The organism is Streptococcus sp. E24BD (assembly GCF_041807825.1).
Classification (GTDB): domain Bacteria; phylum Bacillota; class Bacilli; order Lactobacillales; family Streptococcaceae; genus Streptococcus; species Streptococcus entericus.
In genome coordinates this window covers 15,580-30,811 of record NZ_JBGTZB010000007.1, presented here as the reverse complement: position 1 = coordinate 30,811, position 15,232 = coordinate 15,580, and the positions used below count along the sequence as shown (strand labels likewise).

General features: G+C 48.8%; 12 protein-coding genes. 2 read left to right on the top strand and 10 right to left on the bottom strand.

Features of this window, described 5'->3' with window-relative positions; all coding sequences use genetic code 11:
• Nucleotides 1–121 precede the first annotated feature (121 nt).
• On the top strand, nt 122–1,561 hold the full coding sequence (locus ACERC5_RS02730; RefSeq protein ID WP_373660112.1) for a sucrose-6-phosphate hydrolase: 1,440 nt from the start codon (nt 122–124) through the stop codon (nt 1,559–1,561).
• A complete protein-coding gene (locus ACERC5_RS02725) occupies nt 1,561–2,523 on the top strand; it encodes a LacI family DNA-binding transcriptional regulator (RefSeq protein ID WP_018368166.1) in 963 nt (320 codons plus the stop codon). The genes ACERC5_RS02730 and ACERC5_RS02725 overlap by 1 nt, the downstream gene beginning before the upstream one ends.
• 445 nt (nt 2,524–2,968) lie before the next feature.
• Here ACERC5_RS02725 and ACERC5_RS02720 read toward each other — a convergent pair whose 3' ends face one another.
• The 10 genes from ACERC5_RS02720 to ACERC5_RS02675 form a co-directional block, all read right to left on the bottom strand.
• Entirely contained in the window at nt 2,969–4,765 is a 1,797-nt protein-coding gene (locus ACERC5_RS02720) for a glycoside hydrolase family 3 protein (RefSeq protein WP_373660111.1), read from the bottom strand.
• A 9-nt stretch (nt 4,766–4,774) separates the two neighbouring features.
• Entirely contained in the window at nt 4,775–5,515 is a 741-nt protein-coding gene (locus ACERC5_RS02715) for an HAD family hydrolase (RefSeq protein WP_373660137.1), read from the bottom strand.
• A 78-nt stretch (nt 5,516–5,593) separates the two neighbouring features.
• Nucleotides 5,594–7,129, bottom strand: a complete 1,536-nt coding sequence (locus ACERC5_RS02710) for a beta-glucuronidase (protein ID WP_373660110.1) — start codon at nt 7,127–7,129, stop codon at nt 5,594–5,596.
• A gap of 117 nt (nt 7,130–7,246) precedes the next feature.
• A complete protein-coding gene (locus ACERC5_RS02705; RefSeq protein ID WP_373660109.1) occupies nt 7,247–8,086 on the bottom strand; it encodes an SDR family oxidoreductase in 840 nt (279 codons plus the stop codon).
• A 16-nt stretch (nt 8,087–8,102) separates the two neighbouring features.
• On the bottom strand, nt 8,103–9,197 hold the full coding sequence (locus ACERC5_RS02700) for a mannonate dehydratase (RefSeq protein ID WP_373660107.1): 1,095 nt from the start codon (nt 9,195–9,197) through the stop codon (nt 8,103–8,105).
• A gap of 18 nt (nt 9,198–9,215) precedes the next feature.
• Nucleotides 9,216–10,616: a glucuronate isomerase gene (gene uxaC, locus ACERC5_RS02695; protein ID WP_373660106.1), complete on the bottom strand. Its 1,401-nt coding sequence runs from the start codon at nt 10,614–10,616 to the stop codon at nt 9,216–9,218.
• Nucleotide 10,617: 1 nt separating this feature from the next.
• Entirely contained in the window at nt 10,618–11,238 is a 621-nt protein-coding gene (gene eda / locus ACERC5_RS02690) for a bifunctional 4-hydroxy-2-oxoglutarate aldolase/2-dehydro-3-deoxy-phosphogluconate aldolase (RefSeq protein ID WP_373660104.1), read from the bottom strand.
• Between the two features lie 266 nt (nt 11,239–11,504).
• Nucleotides 11,505–12,179 carry a FadR/GntR family transcriptional regulator gene (locus tag ACERC5_RS02685; RefSeq protein WP_373657998.1) on the bottom strand — a complete coding sequence of 225 codons (675 nt, stop codon included), beginning with the start codon at nt 12,177–12,179 and terminating at the stop codon, nt 11,505–11,507.
• Between the two features lie 169 nt (nt 12,180–12,348).
• On the bottom strand, nt 12,349–14,160 hold the full coding sequence (uidA, locus tag ACERC5_RS02680; RefSeq protein WP_373660102.1) for a beta-glucuronidase: 1,812 nt from the start codon (nt 14,158–14,160) through the stop codon (nt 12,349–12,351).
• Nucleotides 14,161–14,171: 11 nt separating this feature from the next.
• Nucleotides 14,172–15,194, bottom strand: a complete 1,023-nt coding sequence (locus ACERC5_RS02675) for a PfkB family carbohydrate kinase (RefSeq protein WP_373660101.1) — start codon at nt 15,192–15,194, stop codon at nt 14,172–14,174.
• Nucleotides 15,195–15,232 lie beyond the last annotated feature (38 nt).

Genomic DNA, 15,232 nt, shown 5'->3' with positions numbered 1-15,232 from the left:
ACCTTTCTAAAATATGTCAAGCGTTTTGCAGAAATTTTTTATTTTTACTAAAAATCCTTGATTTTTCAGTCGCAAACGTTTACTATATATAGTGACGATAACTGACTAGAAAGGTTTGAACATGAATTTACCGACAGAGATACGCTATAAGCGCTACGAGGATTGGACAGAAAAAGAACTGACTGATATTCAAGACAAGACAGCCAGTTCTCCATGGCGAGCAGGTTACCATATCGAGCCCACATCAGGAATGCTCAATGACCCCAACGGTTTTTCTTACTTTAATGGGAAGTTTACCCTCTTTTACCAGAGCTGGCCCTACGGTCCTGCTCATGGGCTCAAGTCCTGGGTGCATACGGAGAGCGAAGATTTGGTTCGCTTCACGGAGACCGGCACAGTCATCTACCCAGACACGCCACTGGACAGCCACGGTGCTTATTCAGGTTCAGCCTATGAGATAGATGGGAAACTCTTTATCTTCTATACGGGCAATGTCCGCGATGAGAATTGGGTGCGGACACCCTTGCAGGTCGGCGCTTGGATGGATCAGACGGGACAAATCGAGAAAATCGCCGAGGTGCTGATTGCGCCAGCTAGTGATGCGACTGAGCATTTTCGTGATCCACAGATTTTTGAATACGAGAATGAATTTTATGCCAGCGTCGGCGCTCAAAACCATGATAAACAAGGCTTTATCAAGCTCTACAAGGCTGAAGATCGTGACGTGACCAAATGGTCTGAAGTGGGTAACCTAGACTTCGGTGGAAGAGGGAGTGAGTACATGATTGAATGCCCTAATCTGGTCTTTGTTGATGGACAGCCTGTTCTCCTCTACAGCCCGCAAGGTCTGGACAAGGCAGAGCTGGACTACCAAAACATCTACCCTAACACCTATGTCATCGGTCAAACTTTTGATGCTGAAGCAGCCCGTCTGACCAATCCAAGCACTATCATCAACCTTGATGAGGGCTTTGAGTGCTATGCCACTCAAGGGTTTAACACGCCTGACGGGCGGGCGCTGATTGTCAGCTGGATTGGTCTGCCTGATGTGGACTACCCAACTGACGACTATGGCTATCAGGGTGCCATGAGTTTGGTTAAGGAGCTATCCATCAAAGACGGCAAGCTCTACCAGTACCCTGTTCCAGCCATCACTAGCCTGAGACGAAGCGAACAGGTTTTCTCTGCTCTGCCATTGACCCAAAACAGCTACGAGCTGGAGCTTAGCTGCGCTCCTGGGCAAGTGAGCGAGCTCCTGCTCTTTGCTGATCGTGAGGGGAATGGTTTGCGCCTGACAGTGGACACGGAAAATGGTATCATAGAACTGGATCGCAGTCAGGTGGGGGTCCCCTTTGCGACTGACTTTGGCACAACGAGGGGCTGCCAAGTGGCTGCTGGTGCAGTGACGCTCAATGTCTTTGTGGACAAGTCCATCGTGGAAATTTTTATCAATAAAGGAGAAAAAGTCTTTACCAGTCGGGTCTTTCCAACGGCTGAGCAGACCGGCATTGCGCTTTTGTCTGGGCAGGTAACTGGTAGCTACTTTGAATTAGCGAAATAATGGTTGCAAAACTTACCGACGTGGCGGAACTGGCTGGGGTCAGTCCGACCACCGTCTCTCGGGTCATCAATAAAAAAGGCTACCTGTCTGAGAAGACGATTCAAAAGGTTCAGGAAGCCATGAAAGAACTGGGCTACAAGCCTAACAATCTGGCGCGGAGCTTGCAGGGCAAATCAGCCAAGCTCATCGGTCTGATTTTCCCAAAGATTTCCAACGTTTTTTACGCCGAACTGATTGAATACCTTGAGATTGAACTCTTCAAAAAAGGCTACAAGGTCATCATCTGCAACAGCCAAAATGACCCTGACAAGGAACGAGAGTATCTAGAGATGCTGGCAGCCAACCAAGTCGACGGTATTATCTCATCTAGCCATAATTTGGGAATTGACGACTACCAGCGAGTGGAAGCTCCTATCGTTTCATTCGACCGTAACCTAGCTCCTGATATTACGGTGATTTCATCGGATAACTTTGCTGGCGGGATTACGGCTGCTATGACCTTGCACCGCTCTGGCTGTCAACGCATCATGATGATTGCTGGTAATGATAATTCGGACTCACCAACAGGCCTACGACGTCAAGGTTTTCAGTCTATTTTGCCTCAAGCTCCTGTCGTCAATATCCCGACAGACTTTTCTCCCATTCGTAAAACCATGGAAATCAAATCTTGCTTGACACAACACCAGCCGGATGGGGTCTTTGTTTCTGATGATCTGACAGCACTTTTGACCATGAGCACTGCTCGCCAGCTGGGCTTACAGATCCCTGAGCAACTGAAAATCATCGGCTATGATGGCACACACTTTATCGAGACCTATCATCCCGAGTTGACGACCATTAAGCAACCCCTGCGGGAAATAGCAGAGCTTTTGGTTGATGTCCTCATGAAAAAAATTGATAAGCAACAAACTAATCGTGAGTATATCTTGCCGATTACTCTCCTAACTGGGGGAAGTGTTTGAAAGTAAAACGTTTAAGAGACAAGTTAGCACTCGGGTGCTTCAATTTGTCTTATCTCGGTTACTTGATGCGTATAAGTAAAAAAACTCTTTTTTCTCTATGAGAGTAGAAAAGTCTTAGGTTTTCTACTCTCATAGGATTTCTTGCTCTTAATGTTCTTGATGTAGAGGACACCAGTTGACTAATCTCTGATTAGAGAGTACGCTGAATACAGCTGATGTTATTCTTCGACTACTACACCTACTAACTCAATAACGATAAAGCCCTTGCTAAGATGATACTCCTAGCAAGGGCTTTATATCTGCCTTATTTTTTTATTTTGTGGGCGAGAATAATGTTGGCTAGACGGTATCGTCTAGAGTTCTATGATTCACTTCAGAAATCTGATTCGGTCTAGCTGGTGTTTGTACTCTCGGCATATGCCTCGCTAGTTTCGTTAATGGTTCGTCAGCTCTTCGGATTCCGCCAAATCTGGGTGTCAAGCAAGCCACAGAAAGCATCAACAGGTGACATGCCTGTGAATTCTGACTCACCAGCCAATTTCGCTACTAGGGCTGTCATGGTGTTGTCCATACTGTCGTAGGTATTGATGTAAGTACCGACCTGTGGCATATCTGCTAGGGCAAAGGCATGCTGAACAGAGATGACGATGGTTGGCACTTCGTGCACATAAAAAGGTTGGTCTGGCGTCCCCTTGGCTGCTGGCCAGATGATGCGCTGGGTTGTACCTCCTGAGTTGACATCGACCAAGTTAATGATGAGGTCATAGTGGTCGGTCAGATTGGCAATCGGTTGTTTCTGAGCATAGACATTGGCAATGGCTGCTCCGCGCTCCTCAGGAGGCAGTTTCATGATTCGCTCTTCGGTGGACTCCCAGATGGCAACCTCGTGCCCTCTGGCCTCTAAGAGTTCTTTGACCTTGTCAGATGCTCGCTTTTTCCCAGCGTTAATCATAGCTCCAAAGCCACCCTTGTAGCCCTCAACATTGACAATTAGAATTCGCTTGTAGCGCTCTGGCGTCACAGGGAAGATCCCTTGTTGCTTGGCCTTAACGAGGGTAATGGCCTTGTCTGCTACCTCATCTGAAATGGCTTGCGCTTCTGCCGTATGAATGCGAGACAGAGCCTCCTCTTTTGGCAACAGGATGTCTTCACGGCGTCCTTCGAAGGTATGAAGGCCCAGTTTGGCCTTGAGTCCCAGCGTCCGACGCAGGGCATCATGCAGGCGTTCGTCTGTCAGAATCCCCTTCTCATACCCCTCTTTCATCCAAGCGATGTCTTCATCAGGGTCATTGAAGAAGAGGAAAAGGTCACACCCTGCCTCGATAGCCGTCGGCAAAAGCTCTCGACGGGGCATGGATGCTGTCATCCCAATCATGTGAGAGGCATCGGTCACGATTGCACCGTTATAACCCAATTCGCCGCGCAGGAGCTCATCCAACAGCGTCTTATTGAGAGAAGCAGGCAACATGTCATCCAGCTCACGCTCTGGGTGCAGTTCTTTTTCAACATTTGGCAGGTGAATGTGACCAGCCATCACCCCTGGTAACCCTGCGTCAGTCATTTCCTTATAAATCCGTCCAAAACTCTCCATCCACTCAGACTTGGTCATGGGGTTGGCTGCATAGGAGAGGTGATGGTCACGCTCATCAATCCCGTCCCCTGGGAAATGCTTGGCAAAGGGCAGAATGCCCTGTTCCATAATCCCTGTCATGTAGGCCCTGGAGAGCTCGATGGTCTGATCCACATCAGCCCCCCAGGTACGGTTAGCAATGATGGGATTGCGCCAGTTTCGGGTCAAATCCATGATTGGGGCAAAGGAGGCATTGCAGCCGACAGCTGAGGCCTCAATCCCAGCAATTTTGCCCATGTCATAAGCATAGCGAGGGTCGTTGGTCGCTGCGATTTTGATTTCGTCACCGACCTTTGTCCCGTCTGTCACGGCCCCATCACCACCAGCTTCTGTATTGGCAGCGATGAGGAGCGGAATCTTAGACTTGGTTTGCAAAATGTAATTTTGCTCCCAGACTTCTGCGGCTGTTCCCTTATTGTAGCGAACTGCAGCAATCTTATAAGTATCCAAGACTTCTGTCAGGTAGTCCTCGCTACGGCTGGCTCCCATATTGACAAAGAGTTGACCGATTTTTTCATCTAAGGTCATGCCAGCGATGGTCTCTTCCACCCAAGCAATGGCCGCCTTATCCAAGTTGTAAGGCGTTTTGGTTAAATCAACAAGATGTGTCATAAATTCTCCTTAATCTAAATTCTCCCAGAAGCGGCTCTTATAGCTTGCTTCATCATAACAACCTGCGATAACGTTATCCGCTTCATGCTCTAACAAGTCTGACCAAGACTGGGCCTCATCCCCGACGATAATCGGATAGAAAGCCACACCATTTTGCTCGGCCGCCTGACAATCGCCTGGGGAGTCTCCAATCATCAGCAAATGGTCTGGTTTCTCCACCCTGGTCAGGAGCTGAGCGAGGACATCTTCTTTTTTGCCGCGGTCTTGGCAGTAGAGGTCCGTCACAAACTCCAGAAGCCCTTGGTCGCTCCATTCTTTTTCGACCGCTTCGCGATTGGCAGAGCTAACCACATAGACCTCGCCTAACTGACTGAGTTTTTTTAGTCCTTCTCTGGCATTCGGAAAGGCTAACGCCTCACCCTCATAGGCTTTGATGTGGGTGTTAACATCATTAGACCAATCCAGGGCTGCCTGCAAATCCTGGCTGTCCTGCTCAGCAATTGCCGCCTCTAAGGAGGCGTTGGACAGCGAATCAGTCGTCTTAGCCCAATCCACCAAGCGATCAATACCTGTCACCCCAGCCGCTTGCAAGGACATGACCAGACCCGTAAAGCGGTTGACCCCACGGGTACGGGAATAGAGATTGAGTTTCTCCCAGTCTGTTTGAAAAGCATCTGGGTCTGCAATCGGAAAATGTTTCGTGATCAGCGGACCAAAGAAAAGCTCGTGCTTGTAAGTCATAGTATCCATGGCACAGCCATCTGAATCCACACAGAAAAGATAGGTTGCTCGTGTTGTCACAGTATCCTCCTTGTTCACATGATTAGCCTAGTCTGCATCCAGCAAAATAAAGGCACAGCTGGCAGGAGGCAAGTCCAAGTCCCCAGCAGCCTGTCTAACAGCTGGGAGGTCTGGTAAAGTGCCAGCACTGGTCAACTGCAAGCTCTGACCGTTCAAGGTCATGACAGCCGAACGACGCTTGCCTTCAGTAGGGGCGATCAGGTAAAGGTCCGCCGATGTTGGCAGGGTTACCCGTGTTGCGCTCGTCTCTGAATTGTTGATGACCAGATAAGCATAACCTCCCTTGCCATCTTGACGAGAATGGACAAAGACATGCGCCCCCTCTCGAATAGGTTCACCACTGGCAAAGACCTGCTGCCCCATCAGGCGGTTCCAAAGGAGCACAGCAAAGTAATTTGGCCGTGGGGTAAAGACCACCCGTTCTAAGAAACCATAATCAGAAGCCGCCAAGGTATTGTGGAAAATAACCCCCTTGGTCAAACTAGCAAAGGTTCCCAATTCATTGAGGGTCCGTGGGACATCCAGATAAGTCGATGCCCAGGTATTGCCACCGCCGCCAGCATCCCCCGACTCCGTCACCCACATCTCCGCTCCAGGCACAAAGCGGTCTCGCAGCGGCAAGTAGGTCTGACAGAAATTCCCAGACACCGCCAGATACTCCTCTGACAAAGCCTCCTCAGCTGACCAATGACCACTTGGCAGGACTGGCGCTAGACGTTCGGACACCCCATTGTAGTAGTGGTAAGAAAAGACGTCCAAGCCTTCTTTGGTCCCTTCCAAGAGATCCTCACAGTTGGCCACCTCACCGACCAGTTGCTCAACACCACCCGTACCTGTCGTATCAGGCTTACCAAAGACGATGTTATCCCCACCTGTAGTACTTGGCCCCACCCTGAGACAGTCTGGGTAATGCTCACCTAACCAGGCAAAGAAAAGGTCATGGTCCCTACGATAATGGGCTGCGGTATAGCCTTTTGGAAAACCCGTCTCCTCCATCATGTTCGGCTCATTAGTAAATTCTACCGCTTCAATCGGCACTCCATAGCGTTGACTGAGGGCAAAGAGCTGCTTAGATTGCTCGGGATTCCAGGGCTCCTCCGCCGAATGCAGCCCAGGACAGTTGGCCAAAGACACCATGAGGTGTCCCCCAACCGCCTTGACAAAGTCCAAGACACCGATCCACTGCTCCTTAGTCAGGAGGTTGAGATAGCCATCAGGCACTTGACCACCAGCTCTGCCATCAAAATCATAATAGGTCTTGGTCGCCCAAGTTCCCGACACCCGAATCCAGGCTTCGCCCAGTTCTTTGGCCAAATAGCGGAGCTTCTCATTGGACAGGTCAATCGGATCATAATACTGCATCAAATCCTTGTACATGGCTGTAATGCCTTCGCCTATCGGTTCTACATAGAAGTCCTTAGTCCCTGCGATTTCCTCTGGCGAATAAGCCTTCCAAAAGGTCCCACCCGTCACCTCAGCAAACTCAATATTGTAAGAAACCAAGAGGGGATTGGTCTCATGAAGGGGTTGTAAGCCGTCTGTTTGTAAATGTAAGTGCACCATGCCTGTCATCCTTTCTTATAGGGATTAAGGTTAGCTGGTCAATCCCACCCTGCTAGATTGACAGAAGGGTAGGGGCTACTCCAGCTAACCTGTGATCTTATACCAGTCTTATAACCATTACACACCTGAATAGGCAGAGAAGCCACCATCAATCGGCAAGACAACGCCGTTGACAAAGCTAGATAGGTTCTCATCAGCCAGGAAGAAGATGCCACCGATTAACTCTTCAGCTTCACCAAAGCGACCCATAGGTGTGTTGCGCAAGATTTTCTCTGCACGGGCAGATGGCGTGCCATCTTCGTTGAAGAGCAAGCCGCGGTTTTGGTTGGTTACCAAGAAGCCTGGAGCGATAGCATTGCAACGGATACCCACCTGAGAAAAATGAACCGCCAGCCACTGGGTAAAGTTTGAAATTGCTGATTTAGCCCCTGAGTAGGCAGGGATTTTGGTCAGAGGGGTATAGGCATTCATACTGGAGATGTTAATAATATTTGCCCCTTGTCGACCGACCATGTCTGGGGCAAAAACCTGCGTCGGCAGAAGCGTCCCCAGATAGTTGAGGTTGAAGACAAATTCAATCCCAGCCTTGTCAAGGTCAAAGAAGGACTTGGTCCCCTCTGGCAGGTCAAGAGTATGAAACTCATTATCGGTTGTGGCGCGTGGATTATTACCTCCGGCCCCGTTGATGAGGATGTCGCAAGGGCCAAGGTCTGCCAACACTGCCTCACGCACCTCTTCTAAACTGTCTTTTTCAAGGACATTGGCCTTGTACGCCTTGGCCACACCGCCATCAGCCACAATAGCATCCTCAAAAACTTGGGCAGCCTCTTGGTTGAGGTCCAGCAGAGCAACCTTAGCTCCTGCCTCGGCAAAGGCCTTAGCCATCGAACCGCAGAGCACACCCCCTGCACCTGTAATCACCACAACCTTATCCTGAAACGAAATCACCTTTGTCATATTAATTTTTTCCTTTCTAGTTATCTCTGACTGTTTTGGTCTTGATGCCAAAATCAGGGGTTTTTCCAGCCGCTCGCATGTTGGCCTCGTAGAGACCATTGAAATAAGCCGCTCCCAAGGCACGATCGTAGAGGCCGTAACCAGGGGTCTTGGCCTGGTCACCCCAGATGCGACGCCCATGGTCAGGACGTAGCGCCCCTTGCCAGTTGTAATCAACCAAGAGCTTGATGACCGCGTTCATGTCAATGTCACCAGCCGAGGACAGGTGAGCGGTCTCTTGGAAGCCCCAATCGCCTGCGGTCACGTTACGGGTGTGCATAAAGTTAATCCGATTGCGCTTGAGGGCGTATTCGTGGATGGCTAGCACATCGTTAGCTGGGTCAGACGCGTAAGAGCCGACACACATGGTGATGCCATTGTTTGGCGAATCGTAGAGGTCGAGGAAACGCTCCACAGACTTGAGACCTGTGATGATGCGTGGCAAACCAAAGATACCATATGGAGGATCATCAGGATGAATGGCCATTTTGACACCAGCCGCCTCAGCCGTTGGCATGATGGCCTTGATGAAGTATTCCAAGTTCTCCCAGAGGTCTTCTTCACTAATGTTTTCACGATAATTCTCAATGATGGCCTTCATCTCCTCCTTAGAATAGGACGAGTCCCAACCTGGCAGGTTAAGGTCATCTGCCACAGGGTCAACCCCTGCTAAGTCAGCCTTGAGAAAGGCTAACGAGGTGGTGCCGTCTGGTAGTGGGTGATGAAGGTCTGATCGCGTCCAGTCAAAAACGGGCATAAAGTTGTAGCAGACCACTGGAATCCCTGCTGATCCAACGTTTTTAATTGAGGTCTTGTAGTTTTCAATCAACTCATCACGGTTGGGCTTGCCCTGTTTGATGTCTTCATGGACCGGGATGGACTCAATCACGGTAATCTCAAGGCCAGCAGCCTCCACCTGTCTTTTCAACTCTAGAATGTTCTCCAGAGGCCAGGCTTGACCAACAGGCACATCATAAACAGCTGTGACAATTCCTTGCATCCCAGGGATTGCTTTAATTTCTTCTAGGGTAACGGGATCCTTTTTCCCGTACCAACGAAAGGACATTTTCATGACTTGTCTCCTTAGGGGTTAATTGTTGAAAAATAGCTGAGCGTTATGGTAGCAAATACCTTCGATAAAAGGCTTGAGCAGGTCATCATCATTTGGGATTTCTTCTGCCTCAACCCAGTCACCGATAAAACTGCAGAGGATACGGCGGAAATAATCATGCCGCTGGAAGGACATGAAGCTCCGTGAATCAGTTAACATCCCAATAAAGTTGGCCAAGAGACCCTGCTCTGCATAATGGGTCATCTGATCTATCATGCCAGTCTTGGTGTCATTGAACCACCAACCTGCTCCAAACTGTAACTGACTACGCTGACCAGCCGAATTCGCTTGGAAATTGGCCAGCGTATTGGCCAAAAGTACATTGTAACTCGGATTAAGAGTGTACCAGACCATTTTAGGTAGCTGGTCGCTGCTAGCTAGGGCATCGAGGAAGCGGTTGAGGTGATCGGCCAGATCAATCTGGTCACCCATAGAATCAAATCCGCTATCAGGTCCCAGCTGACCAGAGAGACGGCTATGGCTGTTACGAACAGCTCCAAAATGAACTTGGGTCACTAAACCGTACTGGTGATAGAGTTTGCAGAGTGCCAGATAGATGCCTGATTGCCAGTAGGCCTTGTCTTCTTCTGTCAGGGGTTGACCAGCTAGCGCCTTGGTCAAAATCTCGTCCAACTGTTCTGGTTCAGTCGCCAGGTACTGCACTGCCCCAAAGCTAATGTCTGACGCCTGACAACCATGCGCCACAAAGTAGGCGATTCGGTCTTCCATTGCAGCGACTACATCTGCAAAACCTGTGATAGTACGGCCTGTTTTGATCGCCAGACGGTCAATAAAGTTGGCAAAATTGGCATGAGCCACAAAAACCTCATCTGGACGGAAGGTCGGCGCTACCACCATATCAATGGTCTCATCTGCTGCAATTTTCTCATGCCAGACGAGGTCATCTAAGGGATGGTCAGTTGTGCCAACAAACTTGACTTTGGCTAAGCGTAGGAGCGACCGAGGGCTGATGACGCCACCTGCTAGGATGTTGTTCAGTCGGTCATATAGGCTCTTCCAGTTCTCAGCCTTGATGACCTCATCAATCCCAAAAACGGTTTTCAACTCCAGATGGCTCCAATGGTAGAGCGGGTTCCCGAAAGCCCTGCTGACGGTTTCAATCCATGCTCGGAATTTCTCCGATTTTGGGGCTTCACCAGTGATCAAGTCCTCCGCTATGCCATTTGTCCGCATGAGACGCCACTTGTAATGGTCACCAGCCAACCAGAGGTCAACGATGTTGTGGTAGGGCTTATCCTCAAAAATCGCCTGCGGATCCAGGTGGCAATGGAAATCGTAGATTGACATGTCCTTGGCAAAGCTGTACAGGTGTTTGGCGCTTGCCGTCGTCAACATAAAGTCCATATCATTAAAAGTCATCTTATCCCTCCACTGCTGCCATAAAGGCTTGGGCAAAAGTTGTCACACTGGCGTAGCCCTCAGTCTCCACCTTGGCACTCAAGGCAGAGCCAACACCAACCGCACAAGCACCGGCTGCCTTCCAGCTGGCGACATTGTCAATTGACACCCCGCCCGATGGCATAAGCTCTACCTGTGGTAGCGGTCCGTGAATATCCTTGATAAAAGCAGGCCCTAAACTGCCGCCAGGGAATAGCTTGATGATCTCACAACCGACCTCCATCGCTGCCACAATCTCTGTGGCTGTCGCACAACCTGGGAAATAGAGCCTACCAGCCTCCTGGGCAAGGCGCTGGATACTGGCGGAAAAATGTGGACTGACCAGAAACTTTGCTCCTGCCACCAACGTCTCACGCGCCAGATCATCTGTCATGACCGTCCCAGCCCCGATGACCACGGTCTCGTCACCTGCATACTCGTCAAGCAGGGTTGCAATGACCTGACTGGCCTCTGGTGTGGTGTAGGTGATTTCGATATTTTTAATCCCTCCTGCGATGGCATGGCGAGAAATCTCCAAAGCATCATCTGATGATTTCCCGCGAATCACTGCAAAAGCATAGTTGGTTTTTAGCCGTTCTAGCATGTTAACTCCTTTCGATTAGCTGATTATAAAAACGTTTACCTAATTTTATCCTATCATTCATCAGATGATTTGTCAAGGAAAAAACTTATTTTTATTTGAAACAGGAGCAAAAAAGTTAAATTCATATGATGATTCGAGAGAAGGGATGGGACAAGAGTTCCCCTGACTATCTCAAAAAAGCAACGGATTTGCTACCATTGCTTTCTGCATTAAGAAGTATGAACCTCTGTTTTTTGAACTGAGAAAAGTTTTGTTTCAGAAACTCGCTATTCAAAACCAGCGCTGACAGCTAGGATATGCCGTAGCATAGCATCATGAGCTTGGATGCTGTCCTTGCTCTTGACCGCTTCAAGAATTTTTCGGTGGGCCAGACGGCTATCATCTTGTAACTCTTTTGTAGCAAAATTATGGTTAATCAGGGTGATGGACTGATGGATAACCGGTAAAAGACTATCCAAGGCCAGATTGCCACTCATTTTAGCCAGACGACGATGTAAAGCCACGTCTAGCTGGACATGGTCGGTCGTTTGGTTATCATAAGAGGCTTCAATGGCTGCAATCAAGTCTTCCAGCTCCTGACAATCCTCTTCCGTCGCGTTGAGCGCGGCCTTAGCAGCCACACGAGGCTCTAAGAGCAAACGGATTTCAAATAAGTCGTGGGTTAATTTAGCTGTATCTTTGATAAAGGCAAATCCAAGCGGATCGTCAGCCACTCCTTTCTTGCTGCTGATATAGGTACCCGATCCCTGTCTGACTTCTAAAATATTGCGGGCAGCCAGCCGACGAACGGCCTCACGAATGGTACTGCGACCAACCTGCAACAAGGCGCCCAAATCGTATTCATTGGGCAGGCGTGTGCCTGGTTCAAATTGCTGTTCTTTGATATAGGCTTCCAGCCGTTGAGCTGCCTGGTCTGCCAAGGGTTGATGACTTTTCTTCATGTGTCCTCCTCTTCTCTTTATTATAGCAAGCCCACCCGTTCTGTCAACTTATACGAGTAAAATTTCTCTCCAATTTACAGTAAGCTATATCATTTACTGATTTGTTGCCCTCTCCATTTGACCGCACATAGTGAAAGACACCTACATCAACGTGCAGGTGCCTAACGCTTTATGATTTATAGCCAAAATTAGGGATTGCCGCCCAACGTTCCTTAAACAAGCGCACCACTTGTTTAGGGTCACGGTTACGACTAAAGAGACCCTTGTGGTTGCCCTTGATGCGAATGAGACTGACATTGGTCTCAAAATCAGCAAAGTTCCAGACCTGCTCTCCGACAAAGTAAGGTAGGATGTCAAAGACCTCATGGTTAGCAGCGTAGTAGTCACACTGGTACTCCTCCGTATACGGAATATCCCAGAGTGAGTGGTAGCCAGGTAGGGTATCTGCACCGTACTCGGTAAACATGATTGGCTTGTCTGGGTAAAGGCGATGCCAGTGCTCTAACTCCTCTTTCAGGTTTATCTTGGCATCTTCTAATTCAGCATGGTCCTTGTACCAGCCATAGTAGCGGTTGAGGCAGATAACGTCCAGCAAATCCGTGACCAAATCCTTATCTGGCAGAGCCATCATGATATTGACCAGAGTTACTGGGCGTTTTTGAGGGTCTAAGTCACGGTAGAGCTGGATAAGCGGTGCAAAGTATTCACGCGCCCCTGCTTCATGAGAGGACGGCTCATTAGCAACCACCCACATGACCACACAGGCATGGTTCTTATCCCGCTGGACCAGTTCACGAATGACCGCTTCATGCGCCTCCTTGGTCTTCATGACTGACCAGGTGTTATCAGATGTTTCCTTATCGCCTAACAAATCCAAGGCTGCGGTAAAATTCTGGAAGAGCCCAACCGCAGGCACTTCATCGATAACCACGATTCCCATACGATCCGCCAAGCGCATCATCTCCTCAGAATAAGGGTAATGAGAGGTGCGGAAGGAATTGGCACCGATGGATTTGAGCAAATTCAAGTCCATCAGGTTAGCAGCTTCATTGAGCCCCCGACCGTTGATATAGGTATCCTCATGTTTACCAAAGCCCTTGAAATAAAAGGGGTGGTTATTGATGAGAAACTGGGCATCCTTAACCTCAACCTTACGGAGACCAAAAGGCTCATCGTAGCAATCGACGACGGTTGCCCCATCCAGTAGTTCCACACGGCAGGTGTAGAGGTAAGCATCAAGCGGTTGCCAGAGTTGCACTGGAGACAGTGTTAACTTTTGGTCAGCTTGTCCCTGCGCCACCAGCCGTCCTTGCTCGTCAAGTAGGCTAACACGCGCTTCTAACTGACTGCTTTGGGCCACTGCCACACGGATACGAGCCTCTGATAAATCTTCTGACAAAACATAGTTGACAGTAATATCCTCAATATGCTGTTTTGGTCGAGTGTAGAGCTTGACAGGTCGGTGAATCCCTGCGTAGTTAAAGAAATCAAAGTTTTCCTTAACCACCTGTTTAATGCCACCATCAGGCAGAGCTTTCTCGATGTAGTTGCCCACAGGAAGTGTGGTGTAGTCCAAAATATTATTGGCACAAACCGTGATTTTGAGGGGAGAAGCGGTCAAAAACTGAGGAGCCACCACCACTTCAAAAGGAGTAAAACCGCCTTTGTGCTCAGCTACCAGTTGCCCATTGAGGTAGACCTTGGCCTGATGGGTCACCGATCCAAAGCGCAAGACCACTTCCTCATGGTCAGCCAAAGGTGGCAACGCCATCTCGCGCTCATACCAGTTGTCTCCGATAAAGAGCCGTTTGTCCTTGTCGACCAAGACATCATTGAAAGAGGACGGTACGACCATAAGCTCGCTAACCACCTCATCCGCCAGTCGCGATTGAGCAGACGGCGCGTAAGCCCCCTGCTTAAAGTGCCAAAGCCCATTGAGGTCAAATAGTCTACGGGTTGGGGTCAAGAGTGGGTATAACATATAATTTTCTCCTATCTTATGATTTCTTGTTGGGGATGGCTGAGCAGTCCCTCAAGTTCTTGTCGACCAAGGAGATTAATATCTCCTTCAACGCTATGTTTGTAAAGGAAACAAGCCATAGCTGTGTCAAGCAAATACTGTTCCTTGCGACCATCTAGGTGACCAAAAATAATACCTGTCGTGAAGGCATCGCCAGTCCCGACACGATCGATTGCAACAGTCTCTTCAAGCGGGGTTTGTAAGAGTTGACCATTTTGGTAAAGAAAACCTTTTAGGTGGTAGCAATTATTGATTAATTCCCTCTGTGTAAAAGCGAGTGCTTTGAGTTGGTAACGTTCTACCAACTGATTAGCAACTCTAGCTACAAGGTCCAAATCCTGATAAGGACGCGTCAGGCCAAGATTGTCTTTGACATCGTGACCAGCTTGATCTGGTAAACTGATTGGCTCCAAGCCGATACAAATATCAGCTAACTCAACAAGGGGCGTCAGACCTTGTCTAGCTTCTTCAAAAGAAAGCCACAACTGCTCACGGTAATTAAGGTCAAAACTAATCCCTATCCCAAGGTTTTTAGCCGTTTTCATCGCTTTTAAGGTTAGGTCATAACAAGTTGGACTAAGTGCTGCTGTAATGCCTGAGACATGGAACCAATCAACTTCCTTGAAAATTGTCTCCCAGTCATACTGCTCAAAATTAGACTGCGAAAACGCAGAACCTGAACGATCATAGGTAATACGGCTCCTTCTAACACCAAAACCACGTTCGTAAAAATACAGTCCTAGACGACCCTCTTGATGTAGCAGATACCGACAACCAATGCCGTGTTTCTGGATAAATTTTTGGCAGGCTTGACCAACACTATTATCAGGTAAAACAGTGATGAACTCAGTCTTATAACCAAGGGAAGCTAGCCCTCCCAGAACATTGAGCTCTGCCCCTCCAAACTGGCTCTGTAATTGGGTTGTCTGTGAGAACATGAGGTGCTCAGGTGGCGAAATCCGCCACAATACCTCACCTAAACCAATAACATTCATAGTTGTCCTTTCTAGTTGCTTTTTATTGCACTAAAACG